13 protein-coding genes and 1 pseudogene are annotated in these 22131 nt (G+C 72.9%); 10 read left to right on the forward strand and 4 right to left on the reverse strand.

Annotated elements, in window-relative coordinates; translation table 11 throughout:
* Positions 1 to 5 precede the first annotated feature (5 nt).
* Complete coding sequence (locus tag KBX37_RS12370) at positions 6 to 1067, forward strand: aspartate-semialdehyde dehydrogenase (protein WP_210776049.1); 1062 nt, start codon at positions 6 to 8, stop codon at positions 1065 to 1067.
* Positions 1068 to 1265: 198 nt separating this feature from the next.
* On the opposite strand, the gene KBX37_RS12375 is transcribed toward KBX37_RS12370, so the two are convergent.
* Positions 1266 to 2687, reverse strand: a complete 1422-nt coding sequence (locus tag KBX37_RS12375) for a diguanylate cyclase (protein WP_210776078.1) — start codon at positions 2685 to 2687, stop codon at positions 1266 to 1268.
* Between the two features lie 208 nt (positions 2688 to 2895).
* Here KBX37_RS12375 and KBX37_RS12380 point away from each other — a divergent pair, with 208 nt between their 5' ends.
* Both KBX37_RS12380 and KBX37_RS12385 read left to right on the forward strand, forming a co-directional pair.
* Positions 2896 to 3675: a phosphodiesterase gene (locus KBX37_RS12380; RefSeq protein ID WP_210776050.1), complete on the forward strand. Its 780-nt coding sequence runs from the start codon at positions 2896 to 2898 to the stop codon at positions 3673 to 3675.
* 10 nt (positions 3676 to 3685) lie between these two features.
* Positions 3686 to 4315 carry a histone deacetylase gene (locus KBX37_RS12385; RefSeq protein WP_307849047.1) on the forward strand — a complete coding sequence of 210 codons (630 nt, stop codon included), beginning with the start codon at positions 3686 to 3688 and terminating at the stop codon, positions 4313 to 4315.
* Positions 4316 to 4768: 453 nt separating this feature from the next.
* Here KBX37_RS12385 and KBX37_RS12390 read toward each other — a convergent pair whose 3' ends face one another.
* Positions 4769 to 5566, reverse strand: a complete 798-nt coding sequence (locus tag KBX37_RS12390; RefSeq protein WP_210776051.1) for an alpha/beta fold hydrolase — start codon at positions 5564 to 5566, stop codon at positions 4769 to 4771.
* 319 nt (positions 5567 to 5885) lie between these two features.
* On the opposite strand from KBX37_RS12390, the gene KBX37_RS12395 reads away from it, so the two are divergent.
* On the forward strand, positions 5886 to 7598 hold the full coding sequence (locus KBX37_RS12395) for a bifunctional UDP-sugar hydrolase/5'-nucleotidase (protein WP_210776052.1): 1713 nt from the start codon (positions 5886 to 5888) through the stop codon (positions 7596 to 7598).
* A 274-nt stretch (positions 7599 to 7872) separates the two neighbouring features.
* Here KBX37_RS12395 and KBX37_RS12400 read toward each other — a convergent pair whose 3' ends face one another.
* Positions 7873 to 9153 carry an MFS transporter gene (locus tag KBX37_RS12400; protein ID WP_210776053.1) on the reverse strand — a complete coding sequence of 427 codons (1281 nt, stop codon included), beginning with the start codon at positions 9151 to 9153 and terminating at the stop codon, positions 7873 to 7875.
* Positions 9154 to 9275: 122 nt separating this feature from the next.
* On the opposite strand from KBX37_RS12400, the gene KBX37_RS12405 reads away from it, so the two are divergent.
* The 5 genes from KBX37_RS12405 to KBX37_RS12425 all read left to right on the forward strand — a co-directional run bounded on the left by KBX37_RS12405 (position 9276) and on the right by KBX37_RS12425 (position 18747).
* On the forward strand, positions 9276 to 9773 hold the full coding sequence (locus tag KBX37_RS12405) for a hypothetical protein (protein ID WP_210776054.1): 498 nt from the start codon (positions 9276 to 9278) through the stop codon (positions 9771 to 9773).
* A gap of 47 nt (positions 9774 to 9820) precedes the next feature.
* Positions 9821 to 10294, forward strand: coding sequence for a hypothetical protein (locus KBX37_RS12410; protein WP_210776055.1), 474 nt, complete (start codon positions 9821 to 9823; stop codon positions 10292 to 10294).
* Positions 10295 to 10599: 305 nt separating this feature from the next.
* Positions 10600 to 13209, forward strand: coding sequence for a right-handed parallel beta-helix repeat-containing protein (locus KBX37_RS12415; RefSeq protein ID WP_210776056.1), 2610 nt, complete (start codon positions 10600 to 10602; stop codon positions 13207 to 13209).
* Positions 13210 to 13351: 142 nt separating this feature from the next.
* Positions 13352 to 16000 carry a right-handed parallel beta-helix repeat-containing protein gene (locus KBX37_RS12420; protein ID WP_210776057.1) on the forward strand — a complete coding sequence of 883 codons (2649 nt, stop codon included), beginning with the start codon at positions 13352 to 13354 and terminating at the stop codon, positions 15998 to 16000.
* Between the two features lie 143 nt (positions 16001 to 16143).
* Positions 16144 to 18747 (forward strand): DUF1565 domain-containing protein, encoded by a 2604-nt coding sequence (locus tag KBX37_RS12425; protein WP_210776058.1) that lies wholly within the window; start codon positions 16144 to 16146, stop codon positions 18745 to 18747.
* A 136-nt stretch (positions 18748 to 18883) separates the two neighbouring features.
* Here the strand turns inward: KBX37_RS12425 and KBX37_RS34425 are convergent.
* Positions 18884 to 19116: pseudogene (locus KBX37_RS34425) on the reverse strand (ionic transporter y4hA); the annotation flags it as partial.
* A 347-nt stretch (positions 19117 to 19463) separates the two neighbouring features.
* Between KBX37_RS34425 and KBX37_RS12430 the strand changes: the two are divergent.
* Positions 19464 to 22058: a hypothetical protein gene (locus KBX37_RS12430; RefSeq protein ID WP_210776059.1), complete on the forward strand. Its 2595-nt coding sequence runs from the start codon at positions 19464 to 19466 to the stop codon at positions 22056 to 22058.
* The last annotated feature ends 73 nt before the right edge of the window (positions 22059 to 22131 follow it).

The raw sequence follows: 22131 nt of genomic DNA on the forward strand, positions 1-22131 counted from the left end.
CGCCCGTGTCGGCGCAGCCCACGCTCGCCGTCCTCGGGGCGACCGGCGCCGTCGGGACCGTGATGTGCGAGCTGCTCTCCTCCCGGCGCAACGTCTGGGGCGAGATCCGGCTGCTCGCCTCGGAACGCTCCGTCGGGCGCAAGGTGCGCTGCCGGGGCGAGGAGTTGACCGTCCGCGCGCTCACCCCGGAGGCGTTCGACGGCGTCGACGTCGCCATGTTCGACGTGCCGGACGAGGTCTCCGTCGAGTGGGCGCCGGTCGCGGTGGCTCGCGGGGCGGTCGTGGTCGACAACTCCGGCGCGTTCCGGATGGACCGCGACGTGCCGCTGGTGGTCCCGGAGATCAATCCTGAGCAGGTGCGCAACCGGCCCAAGGGGATCATCGCCAACGCGAACTGCACCACGCTCGCGATGATCGTGGCGATCGCCCCGCTGCACCGCGAGTACGGCCTGCGCGAGCTGGTGCTCTCCTCGTACCAGGCGGTGTCGGGGGCGGGTCAGGCCGGCGTGGACGCGCTGCACCTCCAGCTCGGCAAGATCGCCGGGGACCGGGTGCTCGGCTCCCGCCCGGGCGACGTGCGCCAGGCGGTCGGCGACGAACTCGGCCCGTTCCCCGCGCCGCTGGCACTCAACGTGGTGCCGTGGGCCGGGTCGCTCGTCGACTTCGGGTGGTCGTCCGAGGAAATCAAGATCCGCAACGAGTCGCGCAAGATCCTCGGGCTGCCCGACCTGAAGGTCTCCGCGACCTGCGTACGGGTGCCGGTGGTGACCGGCCACTCGGTGGCCGTGCACGCGGTCTTCGCCACCGAGGTGGACGCCGAGGGCGCCCGGGAGGCGCTGCGCAACGCCCCCGGCGTGATCCTGGTCGACGACCCCGCCGCCGGCGAGTTCCCGATGCCGATCGACGCGGTCGGCACCGACCCGTCCTGGGTCGGCCGGATCCGCCGCGCCCTGGACGACCCGCGCGCCCTGGACCTCTTCGTCACCGGCGACAACCTCCGCAAGGGCGCCGCCCTGAACACCGCCCAGATCGCCGAACTCCTCGCCAAGGACCTCACCCGCCCCTGACCCACCCCCCCGGGCCTCGGGCATTCCACACCACCCCGCCCACCGGCGGCCCGCCCACCGTGCCCCGTTCCACCGGACCCCCACCCGAGGGCGGCCACTTTCAGAGAAAGCGGCCCTATCCGCGCCTGGATAGGGCCGCTTTCTCTGAAAGTGCGGCGGGAAGTCGACGGGGTGCGGCGCGGCGTCGACGGGGGTGGGTCAGGCGGCGGCTAGGCGGACGCCGTCGCGGCCGTGGCGTTTGACCGCGTAGAGGGCCTGGTCGGCGCGGCGGAGGGTGAGTTCCGCGGATTCGCCGGGCTGAGGGAGGGCCACGCCGACGCTGATGGTGCGCCCGGTACGTCGGGCGGCCTCGGTCAGCCGCTCGGCGATCCGGACCGCCTCCTCGGGGCGGCTCACCTCGATCACCGCGACGAACTCGTCGCCACCCACCCGGTACAGCTCGTCGCCCTGGCGCAGCGCGCCCTCCAGCGCCCGGGCCAGTCCGACCAGCAGCCGGTCGCCGGCCTGGTGGCCGTACGTGTCGTTGACGGTCTTGAACCCGTCCACGTCGATGGCGAGCAGGGCGGTACGGCCCGGCGTGGCCGCCCTGATCCGCTGGCCGAACGGCCCGGTGTGCCGGAGCCCGGTGAGCGGGTCGGAGCTGGCCTGCTCGCGGAGCCGGGCCAGCGTACGGAGCCGGTCCAGCGCACCCCAGGCCTGCCCGGCCAGCAGTTCGATCAGGTTGACCGTGGTCGGGTCGGGCCGCAGCAGCCGCTCGTCGGCGACCAGCAGCACCCCGCCCGCGTCGGACCGGCCGAACGGCACCGACACCAGGGTGCGTACCCCGGCCCGGGCCAGCGGCGCGTACTCGTCCGTGGGCGGATGACCCGCCTCGCCCAGCGTGTACGCGGTGCCGTGCCGGTGGACCCGGGCCACCATCCGGCTGAGCGGTCCGGCCCCGGCCTCGGTCAGCTCGGCCCGGATGCGCGACTCCAACTCGCCCGGTGCGCCGGTCGGGTCGCCGAGGCGGGGGCCGCCCCGGCCGGTGAGCACCAGCACGGCGCAGGAGAGGGTGGCGACGTCCCGGGCCGCGGTGAGGGCCGCGGCCATCAGGTCCCGCCCGGTCGGGGCGGCGGTGAACGCGGTGGCGTGTCGCAGCAGCTTCTCGCTGCGGCTTTCGGCCGGCGGCCCGCCGAGGGCCACGATCCGGGCGCCCAACCGGCCGGCCAGCCGTTCCGCGGTCTGCCGCCACCGCCCCAGCTCGGCCGGCCCGCTCCACTGGAGGTCGAGCACCCCGATCGGGCGGCCCGCCGGGTCGAGCACCGGTACGCAGATCTCGGCGGTCACGTCCGGGCGCAGCGGGAGGTAGTCCGGGTCGGCGGTGACGTCGGGCACCGTGGCCCCCTCGGCGGAGGCGTAGACCCGGCCGACGATGCCGGACTTCGGCGGCACGGTGGAGAAGACCTGCCATGACCCGGTGGCGGCGACGCAGCGCAGCCGGTCGTGGACCTGGAGCAGGACGGAGATCGTCGCGGGGGCGTACCGGGCGAGCGCGGTCACGGTCCACTGGCACGCCTCGACGGCGGTCGACGCCATCGGCAGGCGGACCGTGACGTCGCGGACGAGTCGCTCGTGATCCACGTTCTTCCAGGTGGGGGTGGGCCCGGCCGGCGCCGGGGCTGCGATCAAGCGTACTCAGCCGATGGCGGTCCGCCACGCGAAAGATCATCTGGCGTTCGTACACATGTGCCATCCACAGGCTGTGGACACGGCCTGTGGGCTGCGCGACGGGCCCGCCCGCGACGGCTCGCCGGGTTAGCGTGAAGGTCCCGGTCGCAGTGGAGGAGCCATGCTCATCGCCCAGCTGAGTGACCCGCACCTGACCACCGGCGTGCTCGGCGCCGTGCCGGCCGCCGGCCTGCACCGCGCGCTCGGCCGGGTGCTGGCGCTGCGCCCCCGCCCGGACTGCGTGGTGATCACCGGCGACCTGGTGGACCAGGGCCGCCCCGACGAGTACGCGGTGCTGCGCGAGGTGATCGGCCGGTATCCGCTGCCGGTGCACCTGGTCGCCGGCAACCACGACGACCGCGAGTCGCTGCTGGACGCCTTCGGCGGCACCCCGTACCTGGGCGGTGGCTTCTCCGCGTACTACCACGTCGACCACCCGGACGTGACCGTCGTGGTGCTGGACTCACTGACCCCGGGGGAGGGCGGCGGCCGGCTCGGCGAGGACCAGCTCGGCTGGCTCGACGGGGTGCTGGCCGGCCGCCCGGACGTGCCCGCCCTGGTCTGCCTGCACCACCCGCCGGTCGCCGTCGGCGTCCCGGCCGCCGACGCCGTCCGGCTCGCCGACGGAGACGCGCTCGCCGAGGTCGTCCGCCGACACCCCCACGTGGTACGCGTCGCCGCAGGCCATCTGCACCGCCCGGTGACCACCGGGTACGCCGGCACCGTGCTGACCGTCGCGCCGAGCACCTGGCGGCAGGCGTCGCTGACCATGCGCGCCGACGACGAGATCGGTTGGGTCGACGAGCCGACCGCCTTCCTGCTGCACGCGGTGGACGACGGCGGCTGCGTCACCCACACCGTGCAGGTCAGCCACGCCGCCGGTCAGACCTGCGGCTACTGACCTCCGCCGGGTGCGGCTCCTCTGGTACGTCGCGTACGGGTCGAACATGGATCCGGCACGGCTCGGCTGGTACCTCGCCGGTGGCCGGCCACCCGGCGGGCTGCGGTCGTACCCCGGCTGTCGGGACTGCCGGCCACCGCGCCGGACGGAACCGGTGCTGGTCCCCGGCGGCGTCTACTTCGCCGGGGAGTCCCGGGCCTGGACGGGCGGGATGGCGTTCTACGACCCCGAGTTGCCGGGCACGGCGGCGACGCGCGGCTACCTGCTCACCGCCGGGCAGTTCGCCGACATCGCCGCGCAGGAGATGTACCGCCCGCCCGGCGCCGACCTCGACCTGATCGCCGTGGCCGTCGAGGCCGGACGGGCCACCCTCGGCCCCGGCCGGTACGAGACGCTGCTGCGGGTCGGCGTGCGCGACGGGGTGCCGATGCTGACCTTCACCGCGCCCTGGCGGGCGGGCGAGGTGGAGTGGACCGCGCCGGCACCGGTCTACCTGGGGATGATCGCGGCCGGGCTGCGGGCGGCGCACGGCTGGTCGGTCGGGCGGACCGTCGCCTACCTGGCCGACCGCCCCGGCGTGACCGGGCACTGGACCCAGGCCGACCTGACCGACCTGGTGGCGGGCGTGCCGGCACGATGACCTGAGCACCGTCGGGCAGCCGGCGGGCGGCGCGCCGATCGGGCTGCGTCGCCGGCCGGTCGGCGGGCCGGCGTCGGCGGAAGGGCTGCTCCGGGGCCGACGATCGCGCCGACCCCGGTCACCGTCCAGTCTCGACCCACCGGACTCGCGGACCTGTTTGCCTCGGCAGAGGTTTCACGGTCCACAATCGCCGAACGGCATCGATAGCCTCGGCCCACTCCGTGGCCGACCCCCGAGGTCGGCCCGACTGCTGACCACCCACCGGGCGGGCCACCGACCTGCACGCAGGCCCGGCTGCCGGTATCCCGATAAGGGGCGGGATCCGGCACGCCATCCGGCCGCCCCGGGCAGCGGGCGCCGGCTCCTCCGCACCGGGAGCCGCCACCCCTGCCCGGGGCGGTCGTCCACGCCTTGGCCGATCGCCCCTCGGCCGGTGGCCGGCGCTGCGGCCGGTCAGCCAAGCAGGAGGCGGCGCAGCTCGGCGGCGAGCCGGTCGGCGGGCACCTCGTGGAAGCCGCCCTCCAGGCTCACCCGCCGGGCACCCGGCACCGCCTCGGCGGTCGCGACCGTCGCGTCGCGCAGCCACTGCGGGCTGCCCGTGCTGTCCAGCACCACCGTCGACGCGGTGATGGTGGCGAGCCGGTCGGCGGGAAGACTGCCGTCCCCGCTGACGGTGGCGTCGTGGACCAGGGACGGGGCCATCATCTCCAGCCAGGGCCACATCGGCTGGTCACGCATGCCGCGTACCTGATCGGCGGGAAGGCCCACCGCGTCGCGCAGGAAGCACTCGACGGCGTCGCCCCGCCGGCCCGCCGACACCAGCTCGGCCAGCCGGGGCGCGAGCGCCACGCCCGACCCGTCGTGCGGCCCGACCCGGAACGGCGGTTCGAAGAGGGCCAGCCCCGCGACCGGGAGCCCGGCGGCGGCCGCCAGGGCGGCGAGGATCGCGCCGGACGAGATCCCGTAGAGGTACGCCGTGCCACCGGCCGCGCCGATCAGCGCCGCCAGGTCCTCGATCTCCCGCTGCACCGCGTACGGGGCGGTGTCGCCACTGTCGCCCCGGCCGCGCCGGTCGTACCCGAACACGGTGAAGTCCTCGGCCAGCGCGGCGGCCACCGCGCGGCTGGTGGTCCGGTCGTTGAACGCGCCGCCCACCAGCACGATCGCCGGCCCGTCGCCGCTGCGCTCGTACGCGATGGTCGTGCCGTCGGCGGAGCGCACCGTGCCCACCGCCAGGGTCGCGTCAGTCATCCGTGGATCCTCTCCTCGTCGTCGTCTCCCATCCTGGTCGGTGCCACCGACGCGAATCCGACGCCGACCGCCGGACTGCCTTCACCTACCCGTCATGTCGGAATGGTCCGAACGTCCAGGTCGGGTCACCTCACGTATCCGCAGGTCTGTTCGACTTCCCCAGTCGCCCGGCGGTGGCGGAGATGAGAGGCTGTCCCTGACGGAGCGGCGACCCCCGACCGCCGCCATCCGCGATCGCCCCCTGTCACGGCACGGATCAGGGTGGCCGGGCGAACCATCGCCCGTGCCGCGTCCAACGCCGAACCTCACGAGGAGTTCCATGTCCGTCCCCGGGATGCGTCGGGCCGCCATCGGCCTGACCGCACTCGCCGCGGCCGCGCTGAGCACGGTCGCCGTCAACCCGAGCCAGGCCGAGGCCGGCCCCAAGCCGGTCGACGTCAAGCTGCTCGCCCTCAACGACTTCCACGGCAACCTCGAACCGCCGACCGGCTCCAGCGGCACCATCGCCGGTCAGCCCGCGGGTGGCGCCGAATACCTCGCCACCCAGCTCGCCGCCCTGCGCGGCGCCACCGAGGAGGAGCAGGAGCGCACCATCACGGTCGCCGCCGGTGACCTGATCGGCGCCTCCCCGCTGCTCTCCGCCGCGTTCCACGACGAGCCGACCATCGAGTCGCTCACCATGGCCGGGCTGGACTTCGCCAGCGTCGGCAACCACGAGTTCGACGAGGGCGCCAACGAGCTGCTGCGCATCCAGAACGGCGGCTGCCACCCGGTCGACGGCTGCGCGGACGGCACCCCGTACACGGGCGCCGGCTTCCAGTACCTCTCCGCCAACGCGTTCAAGACCGCCACCGGCCAGCCGCTGCTGCCGCCGTACGCGGTCAAGAAGGTCGCCGGCGTCAAGGTCGGCTTCATCGGGATGACCCTGGAGGGCACCCCGCAGATCGTCTCCCAGGAGGGCGTCGCCGGCCTCACCTTCAGCGACGAGGCGGAGACCGCCAACAAGTACGCCCGCATCCTGCGCTCGCAGGGCGTGGAGTCCATCGTCGTGCTGCTGCACGAGGGCGGTCAGCAGGACACGACCGGCGGCATCAACGACTGCAAGGGCTTCACCGGCCCGATCGTCGACATCGCCAACCGGATGGACCCGTCGATCGACGTGGTGGTCAGCGGACACACCCACCAGGCGTACAACTGCGAGATCAACGGCAAGCTGGTCACCAGCGCCAGCTCGTTCGGTCGCCTGGTCACCGACATCGACCTGCAGATCGACCGGAAGACCGGCGACGTGCTGACCGCCAAGGCCAACAACGTCGTGGTCACCCGGGACGTCACCAAGGACGCGGCGCAGACCGAGCTGATCACCCGCTACAAGACGGCGCTCGGCCCGGTCGCCACCAAGGTCGTCGGCGAGACCGCCGAGCCGCTCAACCGCGTGCAGGAGACCCTGTTCGGTACGGCCAAGGGCGAGTCCCCGCTCGGCAACGTGATCGCCGACGCGCAGTTCGCGGCGACCGACAACGAGCAGGGCGCGCTCGGCGCGTTCATGAACCCCGGTGGTGTCCGCGCCGACCTCGACGCCGGCCAGGTCACCTACGAGGAGGCGTTCACGGTCCAGCCGTTCGCCAACAACCTGGTCACGCTCGACCTCACCGGCGCGCAGCTCTACTGCGTGCTGGAGCAGCAGTTCGTCGTCGGCCGGACGCTCTACCCGTCCTCGGCGGTCCGCTACACGGTCGACGTGAACGGCACCACCGGCACCACCGCCGACCCGTGCGCCGGTACCCGGGTCGTCCGGGGCAGCCTCACCCTCGGCGGCGTGCCGGTCACCGACGCCGGCACCTACCGGGTCACGGTGAACAACTTCCTGGCCGGTGGCGGTGACGGGTTCACCGCGCTCAAGAGCGGCACCAACCAGGTCACCGGCATGATCGACCTGGATGCCTTCGTGGCGTACCTGACCGCGTCCTCGCCGGTCTCCGCGCCGGCCCTGGACCGCATCCGCACCACCGCCGAGGTCCCCGCCGCCTGACGGCAGGACCCCGCCCACGAACGGGCCCCGGAGCACCCGCTCCGGGGCCCGTCCCCGTCTCCGCCCCCGGTCTCCGCGCCACCCCCGGCCGTGCCGTCCCCCGCCGCGCCGCCGCCCCCGTCGCGCCGCGCACGCACTTTCACGGAAAGCGTGGCTATGGCGCATCAAATAGCCACGCTTTCCGTGAAAGTGGGCGGCTTTTGCGGCGGGGTGGGCGCGGCGTGGTGAAGCGCGGGGCGCGGGTGAAGCGCGGGCTGGGGGGCGGTGCAGGGAGTCAGGCGGGGGTGGGTTCGGGGGTGCGGTGGGCGGTGGCGGCGGGCCGGCCGTCCTGGATGGCGGTGAGCAGGGGGCGCAGGGAGAGGGCGATCAGCGAGGCGGCCAGGCAGCCACCCACCACGACGGCGACCCAGACCTTGCCGTCGGCGGCGCCGATCAGCGGGCCGGCGGTGACCGGACCGATCACCCCGCTGATCCCGAAGATCATCGAGCTCATCGCGTTGTACCGGCCGCGCAGTTCGTCGGTGGCGAGCGCGTTGGTCAGCGCCGGCATCACCGGCGACAGCATGGTCTCGCCGAACCCGAAGATCGCCGCGCAGGCCACCACGCCGAGCGCCGCCACCAGGGCGTTGCCGGTGCCGATCAGCCCGGCCGCGCCGAGGGTGAGCCAGGCGGTCGCGAAGACCGCACCGACCACCGCGAGCCCTCCGGTGCGGCTGCGCCCCTCCATCCGCCTGATCACCAGCAGCTGGGAGAGCACGATCATCAGAGTGTTGCCGGCCAGTGCCCAGGCGACGACGCGCGGGGTCACCTCGACCACCCGGACCGCGTACGCGGTGAAACCGACCTCGATCTGGGCGTACCCGCAGGTGGTGAGCACCAGCCCGAAGATCACCAGGCGGCGGAACGGGCGGTCCCGCAGCACCGTGAGGTAACCCCCGCCGCCCGTCTTCGCGCCCGCCGCGCCGGCGGCGAGCCGGTGCCCGACGTGCGGCAGGGTCAGCAGGATGACCGCCGGCGTCAGGTAGCTGAGCGCGTCGAGCAGGTAGATCGCCTGGAAGGTCACCGGTCGGGCGACGTCGACGATGGCGCCGGAGGTCAGGCCGCCGATGCCGATGCCGAGGTTGAGCAGGGCGAAGTTCAGCCCGTACACCCGCTGCCGCTCGTCGTCGGCGGTGAGCGAGGCGAGAATGGTGTTCTGCCCCGACCAGATCGCGGAGCTGCCGATCGCGATCACCGTGGCCACCCCGAACGCGGAGGCGGTCGAGTCGACCAGCGCGAGCGACCCGGTACCGATCGCCTCGATGAGCAGGGACGGCAGCACCACCCGGCGGGCGCCGAACCGGTCGATCAGCGTCCCGCCCAGCGGGGAGAGCGCCAGGGTGACCGCGCCGTACCAGCCGATGACCAGGCCGGCGCGCGGGTCGGAGAGCCCGCGCACGTCGGTCAGGTAGATGAACAGGAACGGCAGAGTGAGGCCGCGACCGATCGCCGACAGCAGGGTGCCGAGCAGGATGCGTCGGGCTTCCGGACGGCGGGGGAGGGATCGGCGCAGCATGCCGCGATTCTTTCCAGCGGGTCTGACAGGGCGCGACGCATTTTGCCGCCGCTTGCGCGCAGAGACCGGCCCGGGCATGACCGAACACACGTCGCAGGGCCGGCTTCGCGGTAGCCTCCGGCATGACCGCTGACCGTCACCCGGCCTCGACCACGGGGACGTTGCTGTCGTACGGCACCCGTGGCGCCCTCGTCGGCGTCGGCGTCGCGGCCGCCTGGCTGGCCGCCGCGGCGTACGCCCGCCGGTTGGTCGATGCACGACTCGCGGCGGAAACGGCGGCAGACGCCGCCAACGGGTCCGGTGTCGTGGCCCTCGGCGACGAGGTCTCCCTCACGGTGGGCATCGGCCTACCGGCGACTCTGCTCCTCGGTCTGCTCGTCGCCGGGGGGCTGCGCCTGCCCCGGCCCTGGGCGGTGCCCCTGGTCGGCGCCCTGCTCACCGGCGTCCTTTGTTGCGGTGCCGGCATCGTCCTGTCGTCGGCCGGCCAGGGGGAACGGCTGGAACGGTCGGCGGTGCCGCTCAGTCTGGTGGTCGTCGCGCACCTGGTCGCCGCGCCGCTGGTGGCCCGTGGCGTTGTCGAGCCCGGCCGGACGGGTCGGGGACGGCGGACCGGGGGCTGAGCCTCCGGCCCACCGGCGCTGTCGGTCGGCTCTGCCATGCTGGCCCGGTGAGCGTGACCTGGCGACACCTGCCCGCATCGGCCCGCGAGATCGCCGTCGCCGCCGCCGACGCAGTCGAGGCCGCGAAGGCCCGCGACGGTGCGGCGTACGAGGCGGCGACCGCGCGGCTCGGCGGGGCCGAGCGGTCCGGCCTGGTCCTCGGCGCGGTGGTGCGGCTGCTGCTCGAGGAGACCCACCCGGACGGGCTGGACGGCGATGACGTCCGGCAGGTGCTGGAGCACTGCGTCCGGGCGGCGGTGCCGTGGCGGCCGGAGGTCGACCCGCACGTGGTGCTGGTCCTGCTGGCCTCCGCGCTCGGCGTGTACGACCCGGGCGAGGACGACTCCCCGCCCGATCCGGCGGCGATCGCCCGGCACGCCCCGCTGCTGGTCGCCGATCTGCTCGCGGTGACCGGGCGGCCGGTCGAGGGCTACCTGGGGGCGGCGTTCACCGAGATCGAACGCACCGAACGGCACGACTGAGCCTCGTCGAGGGCGTCGGGGCGACCAGACGCCCGGTGACGTCGAGCCAGCATCCCTGCTACGGGGCCTGCCCGAAGCCGAGAGCTTCGGTGCTCAAGGAGACCGCGTCCAACCTGGCCGTCGTCAAGATCGGTGCCGGCGGGGAGATCAGCGCGTTCCACAAAGAGCGGCGGCGCGACGCACGTCATCCCCGTTGCGGCGCTGGCCGAACGGGCGAGGGCACCGACCAATCGGCGCTGATGAAATCGGCAGTCGTCCCGATATGCTCCGCGCACAACATGATCGACTTGTCACGGGGGCGGTTGATGGACAGACGTGCGTGGGTACGGCTCGCGGTCGTACCACTGGTCGGCGGTGCGGGCCTGGTGGGTCCGGCGGCGCCCGCGGCGGTCGCCGCGCCGGTGCCGGTCACCCAGGCGGTGGCCGACGAGCTGTACGTGAGCAACTTGTACTGCGCGCCGGGCGGCGACGGCAGTGCGCACCGGCCGTTCTGCACCATCTCGGCGGCGGCCGCGGTGGCCCAGTCCGGGCAGACGGTGCTGGTGCAGCCGGGCAACTATGCGGAGACCGTCGCCTTCACCCGCTCGGGCGTCGAGGGCGCGCCGATCACCTTCCGGGCGGTCAACGGCCCGGACGGTTCGGTCGCGGTCGGCAACGTCAGCGGCAGCGCCGCGACCGGCCCGGTCTTCACCCTCGCCGGGGTGCACGACGTCGTGATCGAGGGCTTCCGCCTGGTCACCAGTAGCGGCCAGGCCGCCGCGGTGGTGGACGGCTCGGACCGGATCACCATCGACGGGGCCGCCGTTCTGGCGTCGCGTCCGCTGCTGGGCGCCGTGCAGATCACCGGTGATTCGGACGGCGTCACCGTCAGCCGGAGCTACTTGGGGAACCTGCCCGCGGGCAATCCGGGCCTCGCGATCGACGCCGGGGTCACCGGCGTGGTGGTGAGCGGCAACCAGTTCTCCTACTCCGGGCTGCGGGTGACCGACGCGCCGGGCACCGTGATCACCAACAACACCTTCGTGACGAACTGCGTCCGGGGGATCGACGTGACCGGGGCCTCGCCGGGGGTGTCGATCGAGAACAACATCGTGCGCACCAACCGGGCCCGGCAGGCGTGCACCACGCCGGCCAACGCGACCGCCATCGCGGTCTCGGCCTCGTCCGTGGCCGGCACGGTGCTGGATTACAACCTGGTCGACCCGATCACGGGTGGGGCCCTCTACTCCTGGGGCGACACGGCGTACCAGGACCTGGCCGCCTTCCGTGCGGCTACCGGGCAGGGCGGTCACGACATCGTGGCGGACCCGCTGCTCGGAAGCCAGCGGACCGTCATGCGGTCGTGGTTCCCCCTGCAGTCGAACTCGCCTGCGGTCGACTCCGGCAACGCCTCGGCCGAAGGGGTCGCCCGCACCGACATGCTGGGCAACCCGCGTACCGACAACCCCGCCGTCGCCAACACCGGCACCGGTTCCGGCTACCACGACCGGGGCGCGGTCGAGGCGCAGGGCGGCGTGATCGGCGGCCAGGTCGGCATCCAGCGGCAGCGGGGCAGCGATCCGTTCGCCGTGACGGCGATCGCCGCCCCGCAGTACGCCTGGCCGACCGGCGGTGACGGTGGCGCCATCGCGTACAAGTTCGCCGACGAGAAGTTCTGGCGGGTGACCGACGCCCGGACCCGCGACCACTCCTTCCGCCGGGGCGGTCCGGCCTGCGTACTGACCCGGACCAGCTTCACCGGGTTCCGGGTCGCCGCCGAGTACAGCTACTCCCACTGCACCACGGTCGGGGCGCCCTACACGCCGGTGGCGCCGACCCGGCTGCTGGACACCCGGGCGGCGATCGGCACCGCCACCACCACGGCGGTGCCGCCGAAGGGCGAGGTCGTCCTGCCGGTCCCGAGCGTCGGCGGCGTGCCGGCCCGGGACATCACCGCGCTGGTCCTCAACGTCACGGTCACCAGGCCGACGGCGTCGGGCTTCATCACCGTCTACCCGGACGGCACCCCGCTGCCCGGCTCGTCGAACGTCAACTTCGTCGCCAACGAGACCGTGCCGAACCTGGTCACCGTGCCGATGGGCGACAGCATCCGCTTCCGCAACACCAGCAGCGGCACCGTGCACCTGGTCGCCGACCTGCAGGGCTTCCACGGCCGGCAGGGCTCCGGCTTCAAGCCGCTCAGCCCGGTGCGGGTGCTGGACACCCGGACGTCGACGCCGGTGGCCGGGAACGCCGACCGGCAGCTGGACTTCGCCGGCCGGCTTCCGGCCGACGCGACGGCGGCGATCCTGAACGTGACGGTCACCAAGCCGACCGCGGCCGGCGTGCTGAAGGTCTACCCGTACGGCTCGCCGGTGCCGGTGGCTTCGAACCTCAACTTCGTGGCCGGGCAGACGATCCCCAACCTGGTGATCGTGCCGGTGGTCGCCGGCAAGGTGATGATCCGCAACGCCAGCTCCGGCACCACGCACGTGGTCGCCGACCTGGCCGGCTACTTCGGCTCGGCCGCGTCGGGCGCCAACCAGGTGTACGTGCCGTACGGGCCGACCCGGATCGCCGACACCCGGGACGGCTCGGGTTGGCTGGGGGTCTTCCCCGGCAAGCTGAGCAGGTACCAGAAGGCGTCGGTCACGGTGAAGAGCGAGACGGGCTGTGGCGTCGAGTGCCCCCGGCCGACCGCCGCGGTGCTGAACCTGACCGTCACCGGGCCGACGGCCGCGGGGGTGCTGACCGCGTACCCGGCGGACGAGGCGGCTCCGACCGCGTCGAACGTCAACTTCGTCGCCGGCGAGACGGCCGCCAACCTGGCCGTGGTCAAGGTCGGCGCCAACGGCCAGGTTGCGGCGTTCAACAACAGCAGCGGCGACACCCACGCCATCGTCGACCAGTCCGGGTACTTCATCGCCCCGGCCTGACGGTCACCGCCGGTCCGCAGCGGCCGCGTCCCGACACCGGGATGCGGCCGCTGCGCCGTCCGGGCCTGGCCGATCGGCCGACGAGCGCCGCCCGTCCGACCCTGATCACATCGGCGTCCGTCACGATACGCTCCGGCCAGGCATGATCGATTCGTCACGGGGGCGGATGATGGACAGACGTGCGTGGGTACGGCTCGCGGTCGTACCACTGGTCGGCGGTGCGGGCCTGGTGGCCCCGGCGGCGCCCGCGGCGGTCGCCGCGCCAGCGCCGGTCACCGAGGCGGTGGCGAGCGAGTTGTACGTGAGCAACAAGGACTGCGCGCCGGGCGGCAACGGCAGCATGACCGCGCCGTTCTGCACGATCTCGGCGGCGGCGGCCGTGGCCCAGCCGGGCCAGACCGTACTGGTGCAGCCCGGCGCCTATGCGGAGGCGGTGACCTTCAACCGCTCGGGCACGGCGGACGCCCCCATCACCTTCCGCGCCGTCAACGGGCCGGAGGGCCGGGTCGACGTGGGCAGCCTCGACGGTAACGCCACCATCGGCACGGTCTTCACCGTGACCGGAGTGCACGACGTCGTGATCGAGGGCTTCCGGCTGGCGACCCAGCCGGAAAAGACGCCCCTCGTGGTCGACGGCTCGAGCCGGGTCACCGTCGACGGCGTCACGGCCTCCGTTTCGCGCGGCCCCGAGGTCGTGCGCATCACCGGAGGGTCCAGCGACGTCACCATCAGTCGGGGCTTCTTCAGCAACGTCGCCGCGACTCCGCAGCCGGCGGTGCGGATCGACCCGGGCGTCACCGGCAGTGTCGTCGTCCACAACCAGCTCTACTACGGGGGTCTGATCGCCACCGACGTCCCCGGCACGGTGGTCACCAACAACACGGTGCTCACCTACTGCACCCGGGGAATCGACGTGGCCGGAGCATCCCCCGGGGTGGAGATCCAGAACAACGTCGTGCGCACCAACCGGCTCCGCGCGGCCTGCACCACCACGGAGAACGCCACCGCGATCGCGGTCTCCCCGCAGTCCACCGAGAGGTCCGTCGCCGACTACAACCTGATCGACCCGATCAGTGGCGGCGCCCTCTACTCCTGGGCCGGGACCAGCTACCCCGACCTGCCGTCGTTCCGCGCCGCCACCGGGCAGGGCGGTCACGACATCGCCGCCGACCCGCGCATCGGCAACTGGCAGGGAGCGGCCCGGATGTACTTCCCGATCGACCCGGCCTCACCGGCGGTCGACTCGGCGAACGCCGCCGCCAAGGGGCTCACCCGCACCGACATGCTGCTCAACCCGCACAGCGACAACCCCGCCGTCGCCAACACGGGCACCGGTCCGGGTTACCACGACCGGGGCGCGGTGGAGGCCCAGGGTGGCGTCAACGGCGGTCAGGTGGGCATCCAGCGCAAGCGGGGCAGTGACCCGCTCGCCGTGACCGCGATCGCCGCGCCCCAGTACGCCTGGCCGACCGACGGCGAGGGCGGCTCCATCGCCTACCGGTTCTGGGACGAGCCGTTCTGGCGGGTCACCGCCGCGCGGACACTGGACCACTCGTTCCGTCGGGGTGGGCAGGCCTGCGTCACCACGCACACCAGCTTCACCGACTTCCGGAACGGGGCGGAATACACCTACTACCACTGCACCACGGTCGGTGCGCTCTACCAGCCGGTGACGCCGACGCGGCTGCTCGACACCCGGGCGGCCGTCGGCACCGCCACCACCACACCGGTCGCCGCGAACTCCGAGATCGTGCTTCCGATTCCCAGCATCAGTGGCACGCCGGCCGCGGACATCACCGCGGTGGTGCTCAACGTGACGGTCACCAGGCCGACCGCGGCCGGGTTCATCACCGTCTACCCGGACGGCGACGGCGTGGGCGCGCCACAGTCGTCGAACGTCAACTTCGTCGCCGGGGAGACCGTCCCGAACCTCGTCACGGTGCCGATGGCCAACGGCCGCATCCGCCTGCGCAACACCGGCAGCGGGACGGTGCACCTGGTGGCCGACCTGCAGGGCTTCTACGGCCGGCAGGGCTCGGGCCTGAAGCCGTTCACCCCGACCCGTGTGCTGGACACCCGTACCGGCGCGGCGCTGGCCGCGAACGGTGAGCGGCGGTTGGACCTGTCGGGGAGGGTGCCGGTGGACGCGAGGGCCGCGATCCTGAACGTCACCGTCACGAAGCCGACGGCGAGCGGCGTTCTCAAGGTCTACCCGGACGGGTCGCCCGTGCCGGTGGCCTCGAACCTGAACTTCGTGGCCGGGCAGACGATCCCCAACCTGGTGATCGTGCCGGTCGTCGCCGGCAAGGCGATGATCCGCAATGCCAGTTCGGGCACCACCCACGTGGTGGCCGACCTGGCCGGGTACTTCGGTTCGGCCGCGTCGGGCGCCGACCAGACCTACCTGCCGCAGGGACCGCACCGGATCGCCGACAGCCGGAACCGCACCGGCTGGATCAAGCCCTACGACGGGCCGTTCACGAAGTATGCGAAGGCGTCGGTCGGCGTCCTGGTGAGTCAGCGGTGCGACGGCGGATGTCCCCAGCCGACGGCGGCGGTGCTCAACCTGACCGTCACCGCGCCCACGGCCGCAGGGGTGCTCACCGCGTACCCGGCCGGCCAGGCCGCGCCGACCGCGTCGAACGTCAACTTCGTCGCGAAGGAGACCGCGTCCAACCTGGCCGTGGTGAAGGTCGGCGCCGACGGCCGGATCGCCGCGTACAACAACAGCAGCGGCAGCACCCACGTCGTCGTCGACCAGGCGGGCTACTTCATCGCCCCGGCTTCCTGATCCGAGGTTCGGCCCGCCCGTCCGGACGGGCGGGCCGAACCCGTCCGTGTCACCGTCCACATCGCCGTCCGGCGGCCGTCCGCCCCATATCGACCGCGGTACGCTGCCTCGGCACGTCATTCGTTCATCGTCACGGGGTGTCCATGAGAAGACCTGCCCGATCCCTGTTCGCGCTCGTACCCCTGATCGGGGCCGCGGGTCTGGTGGCGCCGCCGGCACCCGCCGTCGCGGCGCCCGCGCCGACCGCAGCTGCGGCGGCCTCGACCGGCTCGGAGCTGCACGTCAGCGGCGCGGACTGCGCGCCGGGCGGCGACGGCAGCGCGCAGGCGCCGTTCTGCACCATCTCGGCCGCCGCCGCCGTCGTGCAGCCCGGCCAGACGGTGCTGGTGCAGCCGGGGACGTACTCGGAAACCGTCGCCTTCACCCGGTCCGGCACCGAGGCGGCGCCGATCACGTTCCGCGCGGTCAACCTCCCCGACGGGATGGTCCGGGTCGGCCGCTACAACACCACCTCCGTCACCGGCACGATCTTCAGCTTCCGTCAGGTGCACAACGTGGTCGTGGAGGGCTTCACCCTCTACGGCGACAGCACGGGCACGGCGCCCGTCGTAGTGGTCGACGGCTCGTCCCGGGTCACCCTCGACGGCGGGGCCGTCCGCCAGGGGGTCGGCCCGCTCGGCGTACGGATCACCGGCGTGTCCCGGGACGTGACGATCAGCCGGAACTGGTTCTTCACCCTCGCCAAGGTGGGGCTGGCCGTCGAGGCGGGCGTGACCGGCACGACGGTCGTCGCCAACCAGGTGCCGGCCGGCCGCATGGTGTTCACCGACGCCCCCGGCACCACTGTCACCAACAACACCGTCGTCGCCTACTGCGGCCCCGGCATCGACGTCACCGGCACCTCGCCCGGCACCGTCATCGCCAACAACATCGTGAAGCCCTACGCCGAGCAGGGGGCGTGCGTCAAGCCGGTGGCCGAGGTGGCCATCGCGGTGTCGGCGGAGTCGGTGCCGCAGACCACCAGCCACCACAACCTGATCGACCCGACCGCCGGCTGGGCCCCGTACGCCTGGGCCGGCACCACCTACCCGACGCTGGACGGCTTCCGGGCCGCCACCGGTCAGGGCGGGCACGACATCGCCGCCGACCCGCTGCTCGACCTCGCGGCCGGCGGCGACCGGGGCTACATCCGGCTGAAGCAGAGCTCCCCGGCGGTGGACTCGGCCGACGCGACCGCGCGTGGCGTACCTGCGACCGACCTGTTCGGGAATCCTCACGCCGACGATCCGACCTGGAACAACACCGGCACCGGCAACGGCTTCCACGACCGGGGCGCGGTCGAGCGGGTCCAGGGGACCAACTCGAAGACCGAGCCGCTGCACCGGACGATCGGCGCGGGCCCGCTCGACACCAAGCTCCGGGCCAGCACGAGTTTCCAGTGGACGACCGACGGACCGGGTGGCCGGTTCGCCTACAAGTACGACGACTCCCCCCTCTGGCGGACCGCCCGGTCGTCACTCGACGTGGACCACCGGTTCCGGCGGGCGGGGAGCGCCTGCGTGCGGGTGCACGTCAACTGGAGCGACTTCCGGTCCAGCGCCGGCGCCACTTCGCCGTCCTGCGTGGTGCTCGGCGCGCACTACACGGCGATGGCACCGATCCGGTTGCTGGACACCCGGTCGGCGATCGGGGTGGCCACCACCACCCCGGTACCGGCCAACTCCGAGGTGGTGCTGCCGATCAACAGCATCGGCGGGGTACCGGCGGCGGACATCAGCGCGGTCGTCCTGAACGTGACCGTGACCCAACCGACGGCCGCCGGGTTCCTGACCGTCTACCCGGACGCCCCGGGCGCCCCGAGCGCGTCGAACGTCAACTTCGTGGCCCGGGAGACGGTGCCGAACCTGGCGACCGTGCCGATGACCAACGGGAAGATCAGGATCCGGAACAGCGGCAGCGGGACCGTCCACGTCATCGCCGATCTCCAGGGCTGGTACGGAGCCGCCGGGCAGGGCTTCGCCGTCGGCACCCCGAAGCGGGTGCTGGACACCCGTACCGCGGGTGGCGCGCTCGCGCCGAACAGCACCCGGCTGCTCGACCTGGACCTCAAGGTCTCCCCGGCCGCCACCGCGGTCGTCCTCAACGTCACAGTTACCGGGCCGCGGGCCAACGGCGTGCTGAAGGTCTTTCCGTACGGCTCAGCGGTGCCGACCGCGTCGAACCTGAACTTCGTCACCGGCCAGACCATCCCGAACCTGGTGATCGTGCCGGTGACGGACCTCAAGGTGAGCATCCACAACGCCAGTTCCGGCAGCACCCACGTGATCGCGGATCTGGCCGGCCACTTCGGGCCGGACGGCCAGCTGAGCTACGTGCCGAACGGTCCGCTGCGGATCGCCGACACCCGCGACGGCACGGGCGTGTACAACCGGGGCACCACGCCGCTCCAGCCGCGGGAGACGATCACCGTCGCTCCGTACGCCAACAACCTGGCCTGCTGCGTGACGCCCGCCGCGGTGGTGGCGAACCTGACCGTCACCCGGCCGACCGCCTCCGGAGTCCTCATCGCGCACCCGGCGGACGAGGCGCGGCCGACGGTGTCGAACGTCAACTTCGTGGCCGGCGAGACCGCGTCGAACCTCGCCATCGTCGGGACCGACGGCGGGCTGAAGCTGCACAACAGCAGCTCGGGCACCACCCACACGGTCGTCGACCAGGCGGGCGTCTTCATCACACCGCAGTACTGACCTGGTCCGACAGCGGCCGCGCCCCGACGAGGGGCGCGGCCGCTGTGCATTGCTTCCCCTCGTCAGGGGCTGGCGGCGAGGAAGACGAACGCGGCCAGCAGCACCAGGTGGACCCCGCCCTGCAGGACGGTCGCGCGATGACGGTGACCGCCACGGCGCCACCAGCGAGCCGTACGGTTCGCCGACCTTGTGCGCGACCACCTCGGCGTGGTGGACGGCCGCGAGCACCGCGCCGGCCAGGAAGGCGGGCACCAGCGCGACCGCGACCCCGGGGAGGTCGCGACCCCAGGTGAGGACGAGCAGCACAACCGCAAGGATCGGTACGAATACGGTCCAGTCCGTCAAACGTGATCGAATCAGCGCGGTCATGTCGTCAACAATGCCAAGGGAACGGATCAATCGGCCCACGTGCATCAAGTCGGTGGACCCGATCACGGCCGGCCGAACGGTGGCTCGGCGTGATCCGTCCAGCGCTGCTGGGATCGATGCGCGTCTCGCGTGCTCATCGCCTACCCGGGTGGGCAGCAGCGGCCACCGGCCACTCGTCCGCCCGGACGGGTGGCCGATGCCGTTTCGGGCTGGTCGACACCCGCCTGTTCGGCGGCAACCGGATCGGTCGACGTCGGTATACGCTGCTGCGGCACACATCTGTTCACACGTCACGGGGGCGGTCGATGAGAAGACATGGACCTGCGCGGCTCGCGGTCGTACCACTGATGGCGGGCCTCGGCCTCGTGGGGCCGACGGCGCCCGCGGTGGCGGCGCCCCCGCCGGTCACCCAGGCGACGACGTCCGGCTCGGAGCTGTACGTCAGCGTCAAGGACTGCGCGTCGGGCGCGGACGGCAGCTACGACGCGCCCTTCTGCACCATCTCCGCCGCGGCCGCCGCCGCCCAGCCGGGTCAGACGGTGCTGGTCCAGCCGGGGGACTATCCCGAGACGGTGTCGCTGACCCGCTCGGGCAGCAGCGGCGCGCCGATCACCTTCCGCGCGGTCAATGGACCCGACGGGTCCGTCCGGGTCGGCTACGTCGGCGGCAACATCGTCCCGGGCACCGTCTTCTCCCTGGTCGGCGTGCACGATGTCGCGGTCGAGGGCTTCACGGTGCTCACCCCGGAGACCGTCGTTCCGGTGCTCGTCGACGACGCCTCCGACGTGACGTTGGACGGTCTCGCCATCCGGGCCGCCAACGCTCCCGCCCTGGTACGGGTCACCGGCGCGTCGAGCGACGTCACCGTCAGCCGAGGCTGGTTCCAGGGCACGGCCGACGGGGTGTCCGTCGAGGCGGGCGTGACCGGCGCGGTGGTGACCGCCAGCACCTTCTCCGAGAGCCGGATGCTCGTCACCGACGCGCCGGGCACGGTCGTCACCGGCAACACCGTGGTGCTGACCTGCCGGCAGGGCATCAGCGTGACCGGCGCATCCCCGGGGGTCTCCCTCCGCAACAACATCGTGCAGACCGCCGCGGGTACGCCGTCCATCCCGCAGGCCTGCGCGGACCCGATTACCGCCACGGCGATCAGCGTCTCTGCGGCCTCCACGTCACAGACCACCGCCGACCACAACCTGATCGACCCGACCGGCGGGGGTGCGCCCTACCACTGGGGCGGCACCGACCATGCCACCCTCGCCGCCTTCCGGGCGGCGACGGGCCAGGGCGGCCACGACATCGCCGCCCCGCCCCGGCTGCGGGGCCGGTCCGGCGGCGAGCGGGGCTGGTACCCGCTCCTCACCACCTCGCCGGCGATCGACTCCGCCGACGCGACCGCGCCGGGGGTCACCGCCACCGACCTGCTGAACAACCCGCACGCCGACCCGCCGGAGATCGCCAACACCGGCACCGGCAACGGCTACCACGACCGGGGCGCCGTCGAGATGATCGGCTGGGGTGACCTTCGGGGTTACGACATCCGCCGCAAGGTCGGCGGTGGTCCGCTCGACGTGGTCGCGAGGATGGGGCCGATCTACAAGTACCCGATGGACGGGTCGGTCTCGATGACCGCCTTCAAGTTCAGCGACGACCGCTACTGGCGGGTCGGCACCGCCACGTCGATGAGCCACACCTTCCGCAGGGCCGGCCTGGTCTCGGTGGTCGGCCGGGTGAACTACACGGGGTTCCGTGACATTCCCGGTAGCGGCACCGGGCGGCTGCACACGGTCGTCGGGGCGCACTACACCCCGGTGGCGCCGACCCGGCTGCTGGACACCCGGGCCGCGCTCGGGGTGCCCACCACCACGCCGGTGCCCGGCAACTCGGAGGTCGTGCTGCCGATCGAGCGGGTGGGCGGCACTTCCGCAGCGGACATCACGGCGGTGGTGCTCAACGTGACGGTGACCCAGCCGACGACGGCCGGCTTCCTCACCGTCTACCCGGACGGCGCGACGCTGCCCAACGCGTCGAACGTCAACTTCGTGCCGAAGGAGACGGTGCCGAACCTGGTCACCGTGCCGATGAGCAACGGGAAGATCCGCATCCGTAACAGCGGCGGCGGCACCGCACACGTGGTGGCCGACCTCCAGGGCTTCTACTCCGGCGGTGGGTCCGGATTCGAGCCGCTCGCGCCGAGGCGGGTGCTGGACACCCGTAGCGCCGGGAACACGGCGGTCCCCGCCAACACCACCCGGCAGCTCGACCTCTCCGGCACGATGCCGGCGGACGCGACGGCGGCCATCCTCAACGTCACGGTGACGAAGCCGGCGGCTGACGGGGTGCTCAAGGTGTTCCCGGGTGGCGCGTCGGTGCCGGTGGCCTCGAACCTGAACTTCGTCACCGGGCAGACCATCCCCAACCTGGTCGTGGTGCCGGTGGTCGGCGGCAGGGTGAGCATCCACAACCAGAGCTCCGGCGCCACCCACGTGGTGGCGGACCTCGCGGGCTACTACGGCTCCGCCGCGTCCGGCGCGACGGACAGCTATGTGCCGAACGGGCCCGTGCGGATCATCGACACGCGCAACAACACCGGCCTGCCGGAGCGGCCCCTCGGCATGCCCCTCCAGCCGGACGAGCGGCTCATCTTCCGCCCGCAGTTCGAGCGGACGAGCTGCTGGGGTGACTGCCCGGCGGCGACGGGTGGCGTGTTCAACCTGACGGTCACCAAGCCGACCCAGGCCGGTTTCCTCACCATGTACCCGAGCACCGATGCCCAGCCGCCCAACGCCTCCAACGTCAACTTCGTCGGCGGAGAGACGGCGTCCAACCTGGCGACCGTGAACGTCGGGCAGTTCGGGACCGTCCGCGTCCACAACAACAGCCGAGGCAGCGCACACCTGGTCGTCGACCAGTCGGGCTACTTCATCGGCCCCGCGTCCTGACGTGAAGCCGGAGCCGGCGACCCCCCGTGACCAGCGGGATGTCGCCGGCTCCGGCATTTTCCGGTTCAGCCGT

Source organism: Micromonospora sp. U56, from assembly GCF_018070095.1.
Taxonomy (GTDB): Bacteria; Actinomycetota; Actinomycetes; order Mycobacteriales; family Micromonosporaceae; genus Micromonospora; species Micromonospora purpureochromogenes.

Excerpts from the sequence above, each read along its gene's own strand:
- KBX37_RS12405 (WP_210776054.1), top strand. The coding sequence starts at position 9,276 with ATGACCGCTGACCGTCACCCGGCCTCGACCACGGGGACGTTGCTGTCG.
- KBX37_RS12420 (WP_210776057.1), top strand. The coding sequence starts at position 13,352 with ATGATCGATTCGTCACGGGGGCGGATGATGGACAGACGTGCGTGGGTA.
- KBX37_RS12425 (WP_210776058.1), top strand. The coding sequence starts at position 16,144 with ATGAGAAGACCTGCCCGATCCCTGTTCGCGCTCGTACCCCTGATCGGG.
- KBX37_RS12400 (WP_210776053.1), bottom strand. The coding sequence starts at position 9,153 with ATGCTGCGCCGATCCCTCCCCCGCCGTCCGGAAGCCCGACGCATCCTG.
- KBX37_RS12380 (WP_210776050.1), top strand. The coding sequence starts at position 2,896 with ATGCTCATCGCCCAGCTGAGTGACCCGCACCTGACCACCGGCGTGCTC.
- KBX37_RS12390 (WP_210776051.1), bottom strand. The coding sequence starts at position 5,566 with ATGACTGACGCGACCCTGGCGGTGGGCACGGTGCGCTCCGCCGACGGC.
- KBX37_RS12415 (WP_210776056.1), top strand. The coding sequence starts at position 10,600 with ATGGACAGACGTGCGTGGGTACGGCTCGCGGTCGTACCACTGGTCGGC.
- KBX37_RS12430 (WP_210776059.1), top strand. The coding sequence starts at position 19,464 with ATGGCGGGCCTCGGCCTCGTGGGGCCGACGGCGCCCGCGGTGGCGGCG.
- KBX37_RS12395 (WP_210776052.1), top strand. The coding sequence starts at position 5,886 with ATGTCCGTCCCCGGGATGCGTCGGGCCGCCATCGGCCTGACCGCACTC.